We start from the raw sequence: 17,103 nt of genomic DNA on the forward strand, positions 1-17,103 counted from the left end.
TTCGCCTCTCAGCCCGGCGAGCGCCTAGGCATGCTGTAGATCGGCGTTCAGAGGGTCTTGTCGGGGTTGCCTATATCGTAATACGATTTGATGATGGAGACAGTCAACGGGGTGCCGGTCACCGACGAGATGATCCAGGCCTGGGCTGATGAGGCGGAACGCGGCTATGACGTCGAGGCGCTGCGCAAGCGTGGCCGCAAGTCGAAGGGCGATGGTCCGGGTCGCGTCGTCCCCGTCCGGCTCGACGTCTCGCTCATCGGAGCCCTCGATGAGCGTGCGGAGCACGAGAACACGAGCCGCTCGGACATCATCCGAGCGGCGATCCGCGCTTACGTCGCGTGAGGGTCAACCATTCGGCCCTCAAGCACGGCATCGGCGAGAAAGATATCCTGCACGCCGTCGCTCATCGTGCGTACGAGAGTGAGCCGGACGACGACATCCCTGCCAAGCAATTCGTGCTGGTGTTCGACCGCCATGGACGCCTTCTCGAGCTCGTGATCGTGACCTTCGACAGCGGCAACCAGCTCGTCATCCACGCCATGAGGGCGCGCCGCCAGTTCCTCGGCCTCCTCGATTGAATCTGCGGTCGGTCCTTCGTGCGTCCAGCACGGCAGCGATCAGCAGTGGCACGAGCACCGTAGCGCCGACGGCGGGGATGGCGGTGCCGGAGTCGTTCATGACGAAGCCGATCAACCACATGACGACGATGCAGATCAGCCCGGTGCGCAGCAGCGGGACGCGGTCGTAGGCCGGCAGCAGGGGCCGACCCAGCGCTGAGTGCGGGCGCAGCAGGGCCACGATCACGAGGACCAGGCCGACCGGGATCAGCATCGCCAGGGGAGAGCCGGTGAGCATGTCGAGGTTCTGCTGGGCCTTGCGGGTGATCACGTCCAGCGCGCCGCCGTCGAGCACGGTCTGGACGAACCGTCCGAGGTGCGTGCGGGACGACGCGGGCCGCAGGTAGTCCACGACCGCCAGCCCGACGAGGGCGAGGACCGTCACGAGGCCGACCATCAGGACCCGTCCCCAGCCGAGGCGCAGCCCGAGCGCCACGACGACCAGACCAGCGACGGCGGGCAGGAGTGCGGCGGGCCCGCCGAGGTCGGCTCCCCAGGTGGGAGACCCGTCGACCACGACGGCGACCAGACCGATCGCCAGCGCGGCGAGGGCGCCGGCTCGCGGACGGCCGCGACGCGCGCCCAGGTCGGCCACCGCGACGCAGAGCAGCAGGACCGACGTGGCCAGGAGCGCGAACGCCACGTTGCCGAGGCCGTAGAACCGGCCCCCGATCGTCGGCTGCTCGCCCATGAGCGTGGAGAGCGTGAGGCGCGAGCCGGTGACGGCGTCGCCGGCGATGACGAGGGCGGTGATGGCGGCCACCGCGGCCGGCGACCCGAGCGGGTGGCGCCGCCAGGGGCCGGCCAGCGCCATGGATCCGAGCACGAGGGCGACGGCGGCCACGACGGCGCTGAGCGTGAGGAGCGGCGGCCCCACCCGCCACCAGGGGACGAGCGCCGCGAGATAGGTGGCGGCGGGGACGCATGCCGCGACCACGGCCACCGCGCGCACGCCACGCGCCAGCCGCCTGCGCGTCGCGTCGCCGGTAGACGAGCGTCGCGCGAGCAGAAGCGCCCCGAGGTAGAGCACCAGCTGCCCGATCGCCCAGGTCTTGAAGAAGGGGTCGGCGAGCGGTTGCACCTGGTGCGCCGCCTGCGCCGTGTCGACCATCGTCTCCCGGCGCGCCGCCGCCGTGCCGTCGTCGGGCAGGACGGTCCACGCGTCGCCGGTCCAGGACGCCGGCCCGCTGCCTCCGCGCAGCGCGACGACCTCGGGGGCCAGGTCCGTCAGCAGGACCATGCCGTCCTGCCGGGTCGCCGAGGACCGCAGCGTGCCGGGCGCGATGCCCGGACCCCTCTCGAGCACGACGCGCACGCGCTCGGCGGGCCCGTCGTCGGCCAGCCCCGCGACGATCACGGTGGCGTTCTCGGGCGTGGCGGCCAGCACCTCGCCGAGCCGGGCGTCGAGCCCCGCCAGCTGGGTCGCCCGCGCACCCCGGTCGCGGGTCGTCAGCCCGCCCGGGTCGACGAGCGTCACCGGGCACCGGGCCAGGTCGGCCGGCAACGTCGAGGGCTCGTATGCCGTCGCGCTCCCCACCCGGCCGTCGCCGTCGGCGGCGCCGACCGCCGCACCAGGCCCGATCGCCGCGACGCAGTCGCCCCGCTGTCCCAGCGTCGCCGCGAGGCTGCCGAGCCGACTGTCCTGGCGGGTGCGGGACGCCGCCTCGACATAGCGTTGCCACCCCGTCATCACGCCGTCCGACCCGACCGAGGGGAGGGCTGAGCAGGGCGGACGCGGGTCGTCGCCCTGGTCGGGCTGCGCCGCGCGCCCGCCCGCGCCGAGAGTCAGCCACCCGTCGACCGGGCAGGTCGTGAGGTGCACGGACCGCACGATCAGCGAGGACGATGCGCCACCCTCCAGCATCGACCACAGGGAGGGCGTGCGGGCGGGGTCGAGGTCGTGGGCGTCCAGCCCGGGCAGGCCCACCACGACGACCGGGCCGGGGCCCGGCCGCTCGGTGGGCGGCCGTTCGCCGGCCGGCCGGACGGAGGCGGTAGCGCGAGGAGCGCCCGCGGCGACCCCGGCCCCGGTGACCACGCCGAGCAGCAGGAGGCACAGGGCCGTCATACCGCCCAGCAGGGCGATCAGGCGGGAGGGGGTGGTCACGGCGTCAGCCTAGGACGCACCCCTGACAGACCCGCTCAGGCGCAGCGCGTCCGCCCGCCTCAGCGCCACTCGCCCCCGCAACCGGCCGACCGCCCGGGCTATCGGCCGACCGACCGGGCTATCGGCCAGATCGACCAGTCGTCCAGATCGGACAGCAGGGGCGGGTCCTTCTCCGCCTCGAGAGGGAGGTGGTCCGTCGGTGCTCGCCCCTAGGATCTCGCCCATGGCCACCACCCTGACCGCCGCGGGCGAGCGCATCCGTGCGTTCTTCGCCGTCGACGACCTGTGGGAGCGTCCAGGGCCGACGGCGTCCCAACGCCGCAACGACCTGTGGATCGCCCTGGCGCTGTGGGTCTGGGGCGCGCTCGGCATGGAGCTCGTCCGCAGCATCGCGGATCCCCGCTACGTCGACCACCCGGTCTGGGTCCAGCACCTGCTCATCGCGCTCGGCACGCTGCCGCTCGTCTGGCGGCGCAGCCACCCGCTGCTCGTCATGGGGCTCCTGCAGCTGCACATGTTCCTCGTCGGCATCACGGTGAGCGAGGTCATGCGGGGGTTCACGATGCAGTGCGTCTACGTCTTCGCGCTGTTCACCGGGGTGGCGTGGGCGCGCTCGCGGCGGGCCATGCTCGGGCTGGTCGGGGCCGTCCTCGTCCTGATGTTCGGCTGGATCGCCTGGCAGTACGCCCTCGGCACGGCGGTGCAGGAGATCCTCGACCGTCGCGACGACGTCCGGCCCGCCCAGGGGCTGTTCCCGATCGTCCAGGCCTCCGTCGTCTTCGACGTCGTGACCAACCTCGTCTACTTCGGCGGCGGCATCGTCGGCGGCCAGGCCGCCTGGCGGCAGGCGCGCTCGCGGGACCTGCTCGAGCGTCAGTCGGTCCAGCTCGCGCAGCAGGCCGACGAGCTGGCCGACCGCAAGGTCGTCGAGGAGCGGCTGCGGATCGCTCGCGAGCTGCACGACGTCGTCGCCCACCACGTCTCGGTCATGGGGGTCCAGGCTGCGGCTGCCCGCCGTGTGCTGGACCGCAACCCCGAGGCGGCGGCCGCGGCGCTGGGCCAGGTCGAGGAGTCCTCGCGGCAGGCCGTCGGCGAGATGCGCGGGCTGCTCGGCACCCTGCGCCGCACGGACCGGCCGACCGGGGGCGACCCCGGTGCAGCGGCCACCGACGACGCGGCTGCAGACCGCGACCGCGCTCCCCAGCCGGGGGTCGACCAGGTCGCCGAGCTGGTCAACGCCGCGTCGCGCCCGGGGTTCACCGTCACCTACCAGGTCGTCGAGGACCGGCCGGGTGCGCTCACCGAGGTCCCGATGCCGGTCGGGCTGTCGATCTATCGCACCGTCCAGGAGGCGCTCGCCAACGTCCGCCGCCACTCGACCGCGCACGCCGCGGGGGTGGTCGTGCGCATCGACCGCGAGGGTGAGCGGAGGTTCGTCGAGGCGGAGGTGCTCGACGAGGGGCGACCGCGGCCCGGCACCTCCGGGTCGGGGCTGGGGCTGCTCGGCATGCGCGAGCGCATCGCCTCCCACGGCGGCACCTCCGAGATCGGCCCCCGGGCCACGGGCGGCTATCGCGTCCGGGTCCGCTTCCCGCTGACCTCCGGCTCGTGACCGGGGCCGCGCGGCCGGGGGCACGTGACCCCTGCCAGCGAGGACTGGGGACACCTGCGTCCGAGCAGGTCGCTAGGGTGTCGGCCATGGGGGACGACCGGGGGAACGACATGGTGGGCGGCGCGCAGGTCCTGCGGGTGCTGCTCGCGGACGACCAGGCACTGGTGCGCAACGGGTTCCGGCTGATGCTGTCGGTCGAGGACGACCTCGAGGTCGTCGGCGAGGCCGCCAACGGCGCGGTCGCCGTCGACCAGGCCCGCAGCCTGCACCCCGACGTGGTCCTGATGGACGTGCAGATGCCGGTCATGGACGGGATCGAGGCGACCCGCGTGATCGCCGCCGAGGACCTCGCCAAGGTCCTCATCCTCACCACCTTCGACAACGACGACTACCTCTTCGACGGGCTGCGCGCCGGCGCCAGCGGCTTCCTGCTCAAGAACGCCGACCCCGACCAGCTCGTCGACGCCGTCCGCGCGGTCGGCCACGGGCACGCCCTCCTCGCTCCCGAGGTCACCCGCCGGGTCATCGCCCAGATGGCGGCGGCCGAGGGTCCCGCACCCGCCGAGACGGCGGCCGGCTCCCGGCATACGGCCGCCCTGGCCACCCTGACCGAGCGGGAGCGCGAGGTGCTCGTCCTCGTGGGCCGCGGGCTCTCCAACGCCGAGATCGCCCGCGAGCTCTTCGTCGGCGAGGCGACGGTCAAGACGCACGTGTCCAGCTGCCTGGCCAAGCTGCACCTGCGGGACCGGGTGCAGGCCGTGGTCCTCGCCTACGAGTCGGGCCTCATCCAGCCGGGGGAGTAGCCCCGCGACGAGATCATCCTCGCGGGGGAGGTGCGCCCCCTCGCGACCTCCTAGGTTGGGTGGTGCGAGCAGGCCGTATGCCGGAAGAACCGCTTCCGGGGCCACCCGCACGAGGAGGGGTGAGACGTGATCGAGGTCCAGGACCTGACGCGGCGGTTCGGCGACCACACCGCCGTGGACCACGTGTCGTTCGCGGTGCCGAGGGGGCAGCTGATCGGCTTCGTGGGCGGCAACGGCGCCGGCAAGACGACGACCATGCGGATGATCATGGGCCTGCTGCAGATCCACGAGGGCGAGGTGCGCTGGGACGGTCATGAGGTGACCACCGCGGACCGCCGCACGTTCGGCTACATGCCCGAGGAGCGCGGCCTCTACCCCAAGCAGGGGATCGCCGACCAGCTCGTCTACCTCGGTCGGCTGCACGGGATGTCGCGCCCGGACGCCCAGCAGGCGACGGACCAGCACCTCGAGCGGTTCGGCCTCGGTGACCGCGCCAAGGACAAGCTCGAGTCGCTGTCGCTCGGCAACCAGCAGCGCGTGCAGATCGCCGCGGCCGTGATGAGCCGGCCCCGCGTGATGATCCTGGACGAGCCGTTCTCCGGGCTCGACCCGGCCAGCGTCGACACGATGGTCGACCTCCTGCGAGAGCACACCCGCACCGGCGTGCCCGTGCTCTTCTCCAGCCACCAGCTCGACCTCGTGGACCGTCTGTGCGACGGCCTGGTCGTGCTGAGCAAGGGCCGCGTCGTCGCCCAGGGCACCGCCGACGAGCTGCGGTCGAGGGGGCCGCAGCGTCATCGCATCGTCCTGGGCGGCGACGCCGGATGGGTGCGGTCCCAGCCGGGGCTGCACGTGGTCGACGTCGACGGCCCGTCGGCCCTGGTCGAGCTGCTCGAGGCCGGCGCCGACCGCCGGCTGCTGACCGAGGCCCTCGCACGCGGCACGGTCACCGAGTTCGCCCGCGTGCGCCCCAGCCTGAGCGAGATCTACCGAGAGGTGACGGCATGAGCACCCAGATGGCCCCCGACACGCATCCCTCCCCGTCGACGCCGGCAGGTCAGGGCGCCGCGGCACCGGGCGGGGGCCGCGCGCCCCGCAACGCCTGGCAGCTGGTCGCCGCCCGGGAGATGGCGGTCAAGCTGCGCGACAAGAACTTCATCATCGGCACCGTCATCACCATGGTCCTGCTGATCGGGATCACCGGGTTCCAGGGCTGGATGGCGAGCCGCACCAGCGCCACGACGGTCGCCGTGGCCTCGGCCGAGGGCCGGACGCTCGCGGAGGCGGTGGGTCGGACCATGTCGGCCCGCGACGACTCCGACGAGGTCAAGGTCACCCAGGTCGCCGACCAGGCGGCCGCCGAGCGCCTGGTCCAGGACGGTGATGCTGACGTCCTGCTCGCCCGCTCCGGCGAGGGCTGGCAGATCACCAGCAACGAGACCGCGCCGACCGACCTGACCTCGGCCACCCGTCAGGTGCTCACCTCGCAGACGCTCGCCACCACGGCGGCCAGGGCGGGCACGACCCCCGAGGCCATCAGCCGGCAGACCGCGGTGACCACCCGCACGTTGTCCGGGACCGACGTGTCCAAGGAGGTCACCGCCAAGGTCGTCGGAGGCGTGTTCGCCATGCTCTTCTACTTCGCGGCGCTGATGTTCGGCATGCAGATCGCCCAGTCGGTGATCGAGGAGAAGCAGTCGCGCATCGTCGAGATCCTCGCCTCGGCCATCCCCGTGCGGCAGCTGCTCGCGGGCAAGGTCATCGGCAACACCGTGATCGCGGTCGGCCAGATCGTGCTCTACCTCGCGGTCGGGCTCGTCGGGATCAGCTTCACCCCGTTCAAGGAGATGCTCGGCGGGGTGGCGACCGCGGCGATCTGGTACGTCCTGTTCTTCCTCGCGGGCTTCCTCGCCCTGGCCTGCATCTGGGCGGTCGCGGGCTCTCTCGCGACCCGCAACGAGGACCTCCAGCAGACCACGACCCCGCTGACGATGGTGCTGATCATCGGCTTCTTCGCCTCCTTCATGGCGGCGGGGGCGTGGCGGGTGGCGCTGTCCTACGTGCCGGTGCTCTCCTCGATGCTCATGCCCACGCGCCTCATGGACGGCTCGGCGCAGTGGTGGGAGGGCGTCATCGCCCTGGCGCTCACCCTGGCCTTCGCCGCCGTCGCGATGGTCCTCGGCGAGCGGATGTACCGCCGCTCGCTCATGCAGACCTCGTCTCGCATGACGTTCAGGCAGGCGCTGACCGCGTCGGACTGAGCCATGATCGTGGACGCCTGCCCCCGCACCCGCGGCGGCGGGCGTCCACCCGCGTCGAGGGAGTCCGCATGCGCTACGCCTATCTGGGTCCGGCCGGGACCTTCACCGAGCAGGCCCTGCTGCAGCGGCCCGAGGCGTCCGCGCCCGACGCCGAGCGGGTGCCTCACGGCTCGGTCGACTCGGCCCTCGCGGCCCTGCGCGCGGGCGAGGTCGACGCGGCCGTCGTCCCGATCGAGAACTCCGTCGAGGGCGGCGTCAGCGCCACCCTGGACGCCCTCGCCACCGGCGACCCGCTCGTGGTGGTCGCCGAGATGCTCGTCCCCATCACCTTCGTCCTCGCGGCACCGGCGGGCGTGACGCTCGCGGACGTCCGCGCCGTCGGCACCCACTCCCATGCCTGGGCCCAGGTCCGCGGCTGGATGTCCACGCGGCTCCCCGAGGCGGCATACGTGCCGACCCTGTCGACGGCGGCGGCCGCGGCCGGCCTCGGTGGGCCGACCGAGGACCAGACCCCGTATGACGCAGCCGTGTGCGCGCCCGTCGCCGCCACCGTGCACGGCCTGGAGCTGCTGGCCGGCGACATCGGCGACAACCGAGCCGCCGTCACGCGCTTCGTGCTGGTGTCCCGGCCGGGCAGCGGTCCGGCGCCCACCGGCGCCGACAAGTCGACGATGGTCCTCTACCAGCACGAGGACCACCCGGGCGGGCTGCTCGGGCTGCTCGAGCAGTTCTCGGTGCGGGGGATCAACCTCACCCGGCTCGAGTCCCGCCCGACCGGGGAGGGCATGGGCCGCTACTGCTTCAGCATCGACATCGAGGGGCACGTCGACGACGAGCGGGTCGGCGAGGCGCTGATGGGCCTGCGGAGGGTGTGCGCGGACGTGCGCTTCCTCGGCAGCTATCCGCGCGCGGACCGGCTCGCCGCGACCGTCGCCGCGGGCACGCAGGACGCGGACTTCCAGCACGCGCGGTCCTGGCTGCGCTCGCTGCGCACCCCCTGAGCGCCGAGGTGTGGGGCGTCTCACCCGGGCCGGAGCAACCCCTGCCGCGCGACGACCGGGACCGCTGACTAGGGTCGAGGCATGACGCACATCCTCTGCATGGGTGGCGGCGGCTTCTCGATGTCGCCCGACAACGCGGCCACGGCCCTCGACCGGTACGCCCTGGAGCTGACGGGCAGGTCCAACCCCCTCGTCTGCTTCGCGCCCACAGCGTCGGCCGACGACCCGGAGTACGTCCACCGCTTCCTCACGGCCTTCGGCGGCCTGGGCGTGCAGACGATGGTGCTCACGCTGTGGCAGGACGCCCGGCACGCCCTCGAGCGGTTCGGGGACATCGACCTGCTGTATGTCGGGGGCGGTTCGACCGTCAACCTCATGGCGCTGTGGGACGCGCACGGGGTCAGCCAGGCGGTGCGGGACCTGCGGGCCGAGCGTGACGTGGTGTTCGCCGGCACGAGTGCCGGGGCCAACGTCTGGTGCGAGGCGTGCACGACCGACTCGTTCGGCGGCATCGACCCCTGGCGCGGCGGCCTGGGCTTCGTGCGCGGGTCCTTCTCGCCGCACTTCGACAGCGAGGCGGAGCGCGCCCCGCACTACCTGTCGTGGGTGCGCGAGGGCGAGCTGCCGGTGGGCTGGGCGGCCGACGACGGCGCGGCGCTGCACGTCCTCGACGGCAAGGTCCAGGCGTGCGTGACCGAGCGCGACGACGCCAAGGTCTATCGGGTGGACCGCAGCGGGATCACTGCTCAGCAGATGACGCGTCTGGCCTGACGGCGAGGTACTTGCGCAGCCCCTGCTCGCCCGCCCGCATCATGTGCGTGTGGTTGATCCGCAGCAGACGGTGGCTGGTCACCGGCATGCGCTCGAGGTGCTGGTTGGTGAGATAGACGTCCTGGGTCCAGCGGGCGGCGGTGGTGGTGTCGCCCTGCCAGGACAGGTCCCACTGGGCATAGCCCACGAGGTCCTGGGCGAGGCCGACGCGCAGCACGCCGTTGTCGCGGTCGAGGATCTGCTTGGTGGCGACGATCTTGAGCGTCACCGGGATCAGCGAGCGCACCGACAGGCGTCGGGCGTCCCCGGGCAGCGGCTCGGTGGCCCGGATCTGGGGCCACCACTGCGCGTAGCGGTCGACGTCGAGCAGGACGTCGTAGGCCTCGCCGAGCGGCAGCGGCACCTGCCACACGTGGTCGAAGTGGTAGTGGTGCGGGGCCATCATGACGAACGAGCCTCCTTGCGGCGCAACCAGAGCCAGGCCATCAGCGCGCACAGGACACCGTTGAGCATGCCTACGACGATGTCGATGACGTGGTGCATCCCACGGTAGGCCCTGGCGTAGGCCACGAGGAACGGGATCAGGACGCACACGAACTGGACGAGGCGGCGCAGGACGACGTTGTCGATCCGGTGCGCCATGAAGGCGAGGGAGAGGTAGAGCGCGGTGGCCGCGCCGACGTGCCCGCTGGGGTAGGACGAGGTCGGGGGCGCCGGGTCGAGCTTGCTGACCTCGGGCCGGGGGCGGCCGGTGAGCTCGGTCGCGGCGACGAAGATGCTGGCCTGCAGCGCGATGGCGATGCCGGGGATCACGGCATACCACCACTCCTTGGTGCGCCACCAGACCAGGGCGATGATGATCAGGCAGGACCCGATGATGTACTCCGTGTTGCCGATGTGCGACCACACCATCGTGACGGAGTTCCACAGGCTGGTGCGACCCGACTCGAGGTCCTTGTTGATCGGCTCCTCGGCGGTGTCCCAGCTCTTGAGCGGGCCCATCAGGGCCAGGCCGAAGCCGTAGATCGCGAGGAACAGCACGATGCCCGGCGCGATGGCGCGCACGAGGAGATCCTTGAACGCCGCTCCTGCCCTGGGGCGGGAGCTGTCGAGGTCGTAGCGCAGCAGGAAGGGCATGTCAGGTTCTCCTCGTGCCGAGCGCCTCGGTGCGCTCGGTGCTGGGGTCGGTGGGGTCGGTGGGGTCGGCCGGGTTGGCCGGTATGCCGTGCTCGCCGGTCGCCGGCACGTGGACGAAGCCGCGCCACGAGCCGTAGACGAAGGCCGCCGCGAGGAGCAGGCCGGCGGTCACGTCGGAGGGGAAGTGGACGCCGAGGTAGACGCGGTCGAGCAGGACCGTGACCGTCGCCACCGCGGCGAGCACGACGGCGACGACGCGCTGGGCGCGGGTCCGCAGGAGCGGCCACAGCAGGACCACCAGGACCATGCAGATGGCTGCGGTGTTGGCGGCGTGCCCGGACGGGAAGCTGTAGCCCGGCGCGTGGGACACCGGGTCGTCGACGACCGGCCTCGCTCGCTGGACGAGCAGCTTGACCTGCAAGAACAGGTTCCAGCCCAGCATCATCGTGATCCACGCCCACCAGGAGCGGGCGGTCATGCCGCGAGCGCGCCAGGTCCACAGGCACACCAGCGTCGCGGCGAGGTAGGCCCGCCACGGCTGCCAGATCTCCTGCCACAGGACGAGCGCCGAGCGCAGGTCGGGGTGCGCACGGGTGACGTCCGTGGCGGCGACGATCGCGCGCTGGTCCAGCTCCATGAGCGGGGCGAACCGCTGCTGCACGAGCACGGCGAGGGCGATGACCGGTGCGCTGAGCACCACGGCGGTCAGCACGGCGCGGGCGAGCTGGCGCGCATGGTGGCGCCGCAGCCGTCCTCGCAGGCTGGTCCGCCGGGTGGGGCTCACGCGGCGACGTCCCCCTTGGAGGCGCCCGAGGCCGGGGTGGCGGAGGCGGTGGCGGAGGCGACGCGGACCCGCAGGGCTGCGGGCAGGACGTGGGCGCTGATGGACGTGCGCTCGCCGATGGTGTCGCCGTCGAGCTGGACCTGGACCGCGCGGCTGGCGTTGACGGTGATGTTGCGCGTGGTGTGGTGCGTGACGCGGTGGTGACCCTTGCGCTTGGCGGTGACCAGGCGCAGGAGCACCGCGCCCCAGCCAATGCCACCGTCGGGGGACAGCATGAGGGCGTCCAGCTTGCCGTCGTCGACCTGGGCCTCGGGCATGAGCGCCAGGCCCTGGATCTTGCCGCAGTTGCCGATGATGACGCTGCGCGTGCGCCGGGAGAAGGTCTCGGTGTCGGTCGTGACCTGGGCCTTGAACTGGGAGCCCCACAGGTGCTTGGCGCCGGACACGAGGTAGGCGGCCCAGCCCACCTTGGACTTCAGGCCCTCGGGCGCGTCGGCCATGATGTCCGCGTCGAAGCCCATGCCGGCCATGACCAGGAAGTGCAGCTCCTCGGGGCCGGTGTCCTCCGGGGCCAGCGCCTCGGCGTCGACGGGCTGGTCATCGACCTCGCCCTCGCCGTCCATCGGGGCAGGGTTGACGCGGAGCACGCCGACGTCGATGACGCGCTCCTCGCCGGTCAGGGCGATGGCCAGGGCGTCGCGCAGCGAGTCGACCGGCAGGTCGAGGTTGCGGGCCAGCAGGTTGCCGGTGCCGCCGGGCAGCAGGCCGATCGGGACCTCGGAGCGGGCGCGGGCCATCTCGCTCCCGACCGTGCGCACGGTCCCGTCGCCGCCGAGCGGGCAGATCACGTCGACCCCCGCGTCGAGCGCCTCCTTGGTCTGGCCCGAGCCCGGGTCGTCCTCGGTCGTCTCCAGCCAGAGCGGCTCGTCCCAGCCGGTCTCCTGGCACAGCGCGCGGACCTCGTCGCGGACCTTGGCGACGTCGTCGAACTTCGTGGGGTTGACGATCACCGCGGCGCGGGGGAGCGGCTCCGGCTCGGGGGTGGTCTCGCTCGCGACGCCGGTCGAGGCGCCAGCAGCCCTGTCGGTGGTGTCGGTGCTGTCGGAGCTGCCGGCCGCGTCCGACGGCCGCGCTGCACCCGATCGTCCCCGGGTGGCGAGGACGAGCACGAGCAGCAGGACGGCGACGGCGACGCCGATGACGAGGATCCACATGTCTGGCACGCCTGAACGGTACCCGTGCGAATGCCTGGGCTAACCCCGTTTGGGCCCGATCGGTGCCGCCTCGTGGCCCCGGGTCGTATGCCGCGTCCGGCCACCGGGGCCGAGGCGGCGACCACGCGAGCGCCCGGCCCGTCCGGCATACGAGGTGGAGGGGTGTCGTCGCAGGCCACTAGGCTGAATCCGTGATCGACATCAAGCTGCTGCGCGACGACCCCGAGCGGGTCAGGAAGTCGCAACGTGCCCGCGGCGAGGACGACACCCTCGTCGACCAGATCCTCGAGTTGGATCAGGAGGTGCGTGCCCTCCGCACTCACGTCGAGTCCACGCAAGCTGAACAGAACCGCATCTCGAAGGAGGTCGGTCGGCTCGTGGGCATGGCGAAGCGGGCCGACAAGGGAGGGGACCTGGAGGCCGCACAGCGGTTCATGGCGGAGTCCAAGGCGATGCGCGATCAGAACCACCACGGCCCGAGGGCCCTCGGAGAGGCTAGGGGCCAATTGGCCCTCGCGCAGGAGCAGTTTGCCAAGGAAATGCGCCGCATCGGCAATGTCATCGTCGACGGTGTGCCCACCGGCGGCGAGGAGGACTTCGAGCTGCGCCAGACCGTCGGTACGCCACGGGACTTCGCGGCCGAGGGGATCGACGTCAAGGACCACGTCGAGCTCGGCACGGCGCTCGGGATCATCGACCTGGAGCGCGGGGCCAAGGTCGCGGGCAGCCGTTTCTACTACCTCAAGGGCGACGGGGCGCGGCTGGAGTACGCCCTCATGGGGCTCTGTCAGCAGATCGCCGCCGAGGAGGGCTTCGTCCCGCTCGTCGTCCCCAACCTGGTCAAGGGGCAGACGATGGCGGGCGCCGGCTTCCTCGACAGCCACGCCGACGAGGTCTACCAGCTGCCCGCCGACGAGCTCTACCTCACCGGCACCTCCGAGGTCGGCCTCGCGGGCTACCACCTCGACGAGATCATCGACCTGTCGGACGGCCCGCTGCGCTACACCGCGACCTCGACCTGCTACCGCCGCGAGGCGGGCAGCCACGGCAAGGACACCAAGGGCATCTTTCGCGTGCACCAGTTCCAAAAGACCGAGATGTTCGTCTACTGCCGGCCCGAGGACGCCGAGGCCGAGCACGACAACCTCCTGCGCATCGAGCGGCGGATCCTCGACGCGCTCGAGCTGCCCTACCGCATTATCGACGTCGCGGCCGGCGACCTCGGTGGCCCGGCGGCGCGCAAGTTCGACTGCGAGGCGTGGGTGCCGAGCCAGGAGCGCTACCGCGAGCTGACGTCGACGTCCAACTGCACCACCTTTCAGGCGCGCCGGCTCGGCATCCGGGAGCGCGACCCCCAGGGCAGCGGCACCCGCGTCGTCGCGACGCTCAACGGCACGATGGCCACCAACACCCGGCCCATCGTCGCCCTCCTGGAGAACCACCAGCAGGCCGACGGGTCCGTGCGTGTGCCCGACGCCTTGCGGCCGTGGCTCGGTGGCCGCGAGGCCCTGACGGCATCGGGTCGCTGACCCGTGCGCCACGGCCCCCGGATGGTCAGCCTCGACATCGACGGCACCACCATCAACCACGCCCGTGAGCTGTCCCCCGCCGTCCAGGAGGCCGTCCAGGCCGTGGCGGACGCCGGGGTGCACGTCGTCATGGCGACCGGACGCGCCTGCGTCGCCACGATGCCGATCATCCGCGCGCTCGGGATCGAGCAGGGTCGCGCCGTGTGCTCCAACGGCGCCGTCACCCTCAAGCTCGACCCGCACAAGCGCAAGGGCTACAAGTTCACCGAGGTCGTGACCTTCGACCCCGGCCCGTCGCTGCGGCTGCTGCGCGACAAGATGCCCGGCGCCCTGGCCGCGGTCGAGGAGCTGGGCAAGGGCTTCAAGGTCAACGCGCCCTTTCCCGACGGCGAGCTGGACGGCAAGATCCGCGTCGTCGGCTGGGACGAGCTCATCGACACCCCCGCCACCCGCGTGACCCTGCGCCAGCCCGAGACCCCGGTCGAGGACTTCCTCGCCCAGGTGCACGCCGTGGGTCTGCACGGGGTCTCGTATGCCGTGGGCTTCTCGGCCTGGCTCGACATCGCGCCGGAGGGCGTCTCCAAGGCGTCCGCCCTGGAGCTCGTACGCCGCAAGCTCGGCGTCGACCCCTCCGACACGGTCGCCGTCGGGGACCAGCGCAACGACCTCGAGATGCTGTCCTGGGCCGCCCGCGGCGTGGCGATGGGCAACGCGCCCGACGAGGTCAAGGCCGCCGCGGACGAGGTCACCGGGCACGTCGACGACGACGGGCTCGTGCCCGTCCTGCGCTCCCTCATCGACTGACACCTCTCGACTGACGCCTCGCCGTCGACCGGGCGGCCCCCGGACCGTCGGACGGTCTGACGGTCCGACGGGCACTCGTCGAGCTGGTCTCAGAGCGGTGCAACCTTCTGACGTGACTGTGCGTGTGTCTATCATCGACCGAAAGTCAGGTTGGGGGACCGATGATGCGCCGTTCAGCAGCACTCGCCATGGCCGCCGTGCTCGTGCCTGCCGCAGGCGCGCTCGGGGTGGCCCCGTCCGCCTGGGCGCTCGCGGGCAGCACACCGGCCCCGGCGCCGAGCAGCCTGCCGGCTGGCAGCTCCCTGCCCGGCGCACCGACCCGCCCTGCCTCTGCCGACGACCCGGCCACCGCCGCGCCGACCACCTCGGCCCCGACGAGCGAGGCGCCAGGTGCTCCCGTCGGCGCACCCACGAGCACGACCCCGCCGGCGCCGCCGCCCTCGCCGAGGCCCACCGCGCCGCGCACCCACGACAGCCAGCAGGTGCGAGTGTCGCTGCGGTGCGCGGGATGCGGAGGGTGGGACTGGGTGGCCGGCGTCGGGCAGACCCGGGTCGTCGGCATGGTCCTGCCGGCCCGGGCCGGCACGCCCGTGCGGATCCTGCGCAAGGCGCCGGGTGCGGCGGCATACGTGCAGGTCGCGACCGCGACCACCGGGACGAGCGGCGCGTTCTCGTGGACCGGCCCGATGGGGGCCATGGGCACGAGCAGCTATCAGGCCGTGGTCGAGGGTGCACCCGCGTCGGCTCAGGTGGCGCGCGCGGTGGTCGCTCCGTCGGTGACCATGACGGTGCCGCCCGCGACCGACACGCTCAAGAACCCGCCCGTGACCGGCGTCGTCTCGCCGCGGATCGCGGGCATCCGGGTCCGAACCGAGGTGCTCACGCCAGCCGGGTGGCGCACCTCCCAGATCGGCACGACGCGCGCAGGGGGCGCCTTCACGCTCCCGTTGACCTACGGCCAGGGAGCGGTCGGCGTCGTCACCGTGCGGACGGCCATCACCGTGCCCAACGGCGTCGTCGCGGCCAGCCCGTCCCGCGGCATCAACCGCGTCGCGGTGATGGACCCGGTCGTGCGCGGGACGGTCGCCGCCGACGTGCCGCGCACCCATCGCGCGGGATGCCCCGTCGGGCCGGCCAGCCTGCGCACCATCGACATGAACCACTGGGGCTTCGACGGGCGGATCCACCGCGGGCGCCTCGTCATCCGGACCGCGAACGTCACCCCGATCCTCAACAGCTTCCAGACGGCGTTCAACGGGAGGTTCCCGATCCGGGAGATGCGCGACGCCAGCGTCTACGGCGGCGACGACATCATCTCGATGGAGCACGACAACACCAACGGCTTCAACTGCCGGCGCGTGACGGGCAACCCCTACCGGATGTCCCCGCACAGCTACGGCACCTCCGTCGACATCAACACCGTCGAGAACCCCTACCGCATCCCGTCCGGCGTCTGGCTGCCCAAGAACGGCCAGGCCTACGTCGCGCGCACGCCCTACCGCCCCGGGATGCTGACCCCGTCGACGCCGTTCACCAAGGCGCTGCTGGGCAACGGGTTCACCTGGTTGAGCGGCTTCGACTGGCAGCACTTCCAGCGATGACCGGTCGTATGCCGGCCCGCTGCCTCGCGGCGCTGGGGCTGGCGGCGCTGCTGGGCCCGGTAGCCGCCTGCTCGAGCGGGTCACCGACACCCTCCGGGTCGCCGACAACCTCTGGGGCAGTGGCGTCCGCAGGGGCAGCGACCACCGCTGCGGCGCAAGCGCCCTCGTCCACCGGAGGAGTTTCAGCGCCGGGGTCGGCGGCGGCCACCTCGTCTCCCACTTCAGCGGGAACCGCCCCTCCGACCTCGCCCGCGACCTCGCCCCCCGAGCCGGTCGTGGTCGAGCCGCCGCTGCCGACCGCCCCCGCCGCCACCAGGGCCGGGGCGCTCGACCAGCGCGCCCTGCCGACCCCGTCCGGCTGGACGACGGCCGTCGGGGACGGCGCGGACGGCGCCTACATCCCGAACGGCACCTGGGTCAACGCGCGCGACCCACGGTCCACCGCGCACGAGCTGCTCGGGCTGGGGTGCCAGGAGGTGCCCGCCGGCTATCCCGTGCCGACCGCGGCCCTCGAGGGGACCTATCGCGGACCCGGCGGCGCGTCGGGCACCACCGTGACGGTCGAGCTCCCCGACGAGGCCGCGGCCCGCCGGCTCGTCGACCTCTACCGCGGCCAGGCCGAGTCGTGCCGCGGCAGGGGCGACGCCCCGTTCACCTACGAGCCGCTGCGCGCCAGCCCCGACCTCGTGGACCGGCGCACCTTCGCGGGTGAGACGGCGACCTGGCTCGAGGTGGTCGGCGTCCGTGGCCGCCGGGCGACCTTCCTGCTGCTGCAGGAAGGGGCCGGTCGCCTCTCGGGGCGCCAGATCGACAGCGTCGTCGCCTCCCTCCGCTGACACCCGTCGATGGGGGCGGGCGGTTC

At 72.6% G+C, this 17,103-nt stretch carries 17 protein-coding genes; 12 read left to right on the top strand and 5 right to left on the bottom strand.

Going from position 1 to position 17,103, the window contains the following annotated elements:
- Positions 1 to 111 precede the first annotated feature (111 nt).
- Together B4K29_RS07135 and B4K29_RS07140 are read left to right on the top strand one after the other, a co-directional pair.
- Positions 112 to 342 carry a ribbon-helix-helix domain-containing protein gene (locus B4K29_RS07135; protein WP_308191443.1) on the top strand — a complete coding sequence of 77 codons (231 nt, stop codon included), beginning with the start codon at positions 112 to 114 and terminating at the stop codon, positions 340 to 342.
- Positions 339 to 578 (top strand): toxin, encoded by a 240-nt coding sequence (locus tag B4K29_RS07140; RefSeq protein ID WP_286966842.1) that lies wholly within the window; start codon positions 339 to 341, stop codon positions 576 to 578. The genes B4K29_RS07135 and B4K29_RS07140 overlap by 4 nt, the downstream gene beginning before the upstream one ends.
- Here B4K29_RS07140 and B4K29_RS07145 read toward each other — a convergent pair.
- Positions 529 to 2,724: a hypothetical protein gene (locus B4K29_RS07145; protein WP_286966843.1), complete on the bottom strand. Its 2,196-nt coding sequence runs from the start codon at positions 2,722 to 2,724 to the stop codon at positions 529 to 531. The two genes, B4K29_RS07140 and B4K29_RS07145, sit on opposite strands and share 50 nt — an antisense overlap.
- Positions 2,725 to 2,947: 223 nt before the next feature.
- On the opposite strand from B4K29_RS07145, the gene B4K29_RS07150 reads away from it, so the two are divergent.
- The 6 genes from B4K29_RS07150 to B4K29_RS07175 all read left to right on the top strand — a co-directional run bounded on the left by B4K29_RS07150 (position 2,948) and on the right by B4K29_RS07175 (position 9,172).
- The gene (locus tag B4K29_RS07150) at positions 2,948 to 4,336 is read left to right on the top strand and encodes a sensor histidine kinase (protein ID WP_286966845.1); all 1,389 of its coding nucleotides are present in this window, start codon (positions 2,948 to 2,950) and stop codon (positions 4,334 to 4,336) included.
- Between the two features lie 86 nt (positions 4,337 to 4,422).
- Positions 4,423 to 5,139 (top strand): response regulator, encoded by a 717-nt coding sequence (locus B4K29_RS07155; RefSeq protein ID WP_240483917.1) that lies wholly within the window; start codon positions 4,423 to 4,425, stop codon positions 5,137 to 5,139.
- A gap of 126 nt (positions 5,140 to 5,265) precedes the next feature.
- Entirely contained in the window at positions 5,266 to 6,147 is an 882-nt protein-coding gene (locus B4K29_RS07160) for an ABC transporter ATP-binding protein (protein ID WP_019285383.1), read from the top strand.
- The gene (locus B4K29_RS07165) at positions 6,144 to 7,400 is read left to right on the top strand and encodes an ABC transporter permease (RefSeq protein WP_286966847.1); all 1,257 of its coding nucleotides are present in this window, start codon (positions 6,144 to 6,146) and stop codon (positions 7,398 to 7,400) included. The genes B4K29_RS07160 and B4K29_RS07165 overlap by 4 nt, the downstream gene beginning before the upstream one ends.
- A gap of 68 nt (positions 7,401 to 7,468) precedes the next feature.
- Positions 7,469 to 8,401, top strand: a complete 933-nt coding sequence (gene pheA / locus B4K29_RS07170; protein WP_029210192.1) for a prephenate dehydratase — start codon at positions 7,469 to 7,471, stop codon at positions 8,399 to 8,401.
- An 81-nt stretch (positions 8,402 to 8,482) separates the two neighbouring features.
- Positions 8,483 to 9,172, top strand: a complete 690-nt coding sequence (locus B4K29_RS07175) for a peptidase E (RefSeq protein WP_019285380.1) — start codon at positions 8,483 to 8,485, stop codon at positions 9,170 to 9,172.
- Here B4K29_RS07175 and B4K29_RS07180 read toward each other — a convergent pair.
- The 4 genes from B4K29_RS07180 to B4K29_RS07195 are packed head-to-tail and all read right to left on the bottom strand — an operon-like array spanning position 9,141 to position 12,307.
- A complete protein-coding gene (locus B4K29_RS07180) occupies positions 9,141 to 9,617 on the bottom strand; it encodes an SRPBCC family protein (RefSeq protein WP_029210191.1) in 477 nt (158 codons plus the stop codon). The two genes, B4K29_RS07175 and B4K29_RS07180, sit on opposite strands and share 32 nt — an antisense overlap.
- On the bottom strand, positions 9,614 to 10,309 hold the full coding sequence (locus B4K29_RS07185; RefSeq protein WP_019285378.1) for a phosphatase PAP2 family protein: 696 nt from the start codon (positions 10,307 to 10,309) through the stop codon (positions 9,614 to 9,616). Before B4K29_RS07185 ends, B4K29_RS07180 begins: the two co-directional genes overlap by 4 nt.
- Position 10,310: 1 nt before the next feature.
- A complete protein-coding gene (locus tag B4K29_RS07190) occupies positions 10,311 to 11,093 on the bottom strand; it encodes a phosphatase PAP2 family protein (RefSeq protein WP_156911095.1) in 783 nt (260 codons plus the stop codon).
- A complete protein-coding gene (locus B4K29_RS07195; RefSeq protein WP_286966980.1) occupies positions 11,090 to 12,307 on the bottom strand; it encodes a diacylglycerol/lipid kinase family protein in 1,218 nt (405 codons plus the stop codon). Before B4K29_RS07195 ends, B4K29_RS07190 begins: the two co-directional genes overlap by 4 nt.
- 191 nt (positions 12,308 to 12,498) lie before the next feature.
- Between B4K29_RS07195 and serS the strand changes: the two genes are divergently transcribed.
- The 4 genes from serS (at position 12,499) to B4K29_RS07215 (ending at position 17,077) form a co-directional block, all read left to right on the top strand.
- Positions 12,499 to 13,836, top strand: a complete 1,338-nt coding sequence (gene serS / locus B4K29_RS07200; RefSeq protein ID WP_286966852.1) for a serine--tRNA ligase — start codon at positions 12,499 to 12,501, stop codon at positions 13,834 to 13,836.
- A gap of 21 nt (positions 13,837 to 13,857) precedes the next feature.
- Positions 13,858 to 14,640: an HAD family hydrolase gene (locus B4K29_RS07205; protein ID WP_286966853.1), complete on the top strand. Its 783-nt coding sequence runs from the start codon at positions 13,858 to 13,860 to the stop codon at positions 14,638 to 14,640.
- Between the two features lie 161 nt (positions 14,641 to 14,801).
- Positions 14,802 to 16,241, top strand: coding sequence for a M15 family metallopeptidase (locus tag B4K29_RS07210; protein WP_286966854.1), 1,440 nt, complete (start codon positions 14,802 to 14,804; stop codon positions 16,239 to 16,241).
- A gap of 275 nt (positions 16,242 to 16,516) precedes the next feature.
- Positions 16,517 to 17,077 (top strand): hypothetical protein, encoded by a 561-nt coding sequence (locus B4K29_RS07215; protein ID WP_029210184.1) that lies wholly within the window; start codon positions 16,517 to 16,519, stop codon positions 17,075 to 17,077.
- Positions 17,078 to 17,103: the final 26 nt, after the last annotated feature.

Origin of the sequence: Arsenicicoccus sp. UBA6765, assembly GCF_002453335.1 — a bacterium.
Classification (GTDB): domain Bacteria; phylum Actinomycetota; class Actinomycetes; order Actinomycetales; family Dermatophilaceae; genus Arsenicicoccus; species Arsenicicoccus bolidensis.

What these genes read in the sequence shown, in the direction of transcription:
- B4K29_RS07150 (WP_286966845.1), top strand. Translation starts at nt 2,948, where the DNA reads ATGGCCACCACCCTGACCGCCGCGGGCGAGCGCATCCGTGCGTTCTTC.
- B4K29_RS07155 (WP_240483917.1), top strand. Translation starts at nt 4,423, where the DNA reads ATGGGGGACGACCGGGGGAACGACATGGTGGGCGGCGCGCAGGTCCTG.
- B4K29_RS07165 (WP_286966847.1), top strand. Translation starts at nt 6,144, where the DNA reads ATGAGCACCCAGATGGCCCCCGACACGCATCCCTCCCCGTCGACGCCG.
- pheA (WP_029210192.1), top strand. Translation starts at nt 7,469, where the DNA reads ATGCGCTACGCCTATCTGGGTCCGGCCGGGACCTTCACCGAGCAGGCC.
- B4K29_RS07175 (WP_019285380.1), top strand. Translation starts at nt 8,483, where the DNA reads ATGACGCACATCCTCTGCATGGGTGGCGGCGGCTTCTCGATGTCGCCC.
- B4K29_RS07180 (WP_029210191.1), bottom strand. Translation starts at nt 9,617, where the DNA reads ATGATGGCCCCGCACCACTACCACTTCGACCACGTGTGGCAGGTGCCG.
- B4K29_RS07185 (WP_019285378.1), bottom strand. Translation starts at nt 10,309, where the DNA reads ATGCCCTTCCTGCTGCGCTACGACCTCGACAGCTCCCGCCCCAGGGCA.
- B4K29_RS07195 (WP_286966980.1), bottom strand. Translation starts at nt 12,307, where the DNA reads ATGTGGATCCTCGTCATCGGCGTCGCCGTCGCCGTCCTGCTGCTCGTG.
- B4K29_RS07205 (WP_286966853.1), top strand. Translation starts at nt 13,858, where the DNA reads ATGGTCAGCCTCGACATCGACGGCACCACCATCAACCACGCCCGTGAG.
- B4K29_RS07210 (WP_286966854.1), top strand. Translation starts at nt 14,802, where the DNA reads ATGATGCGCCGTTCAGCAGCACTCGCCATGGCCGCCGTGCTCGTGCCT.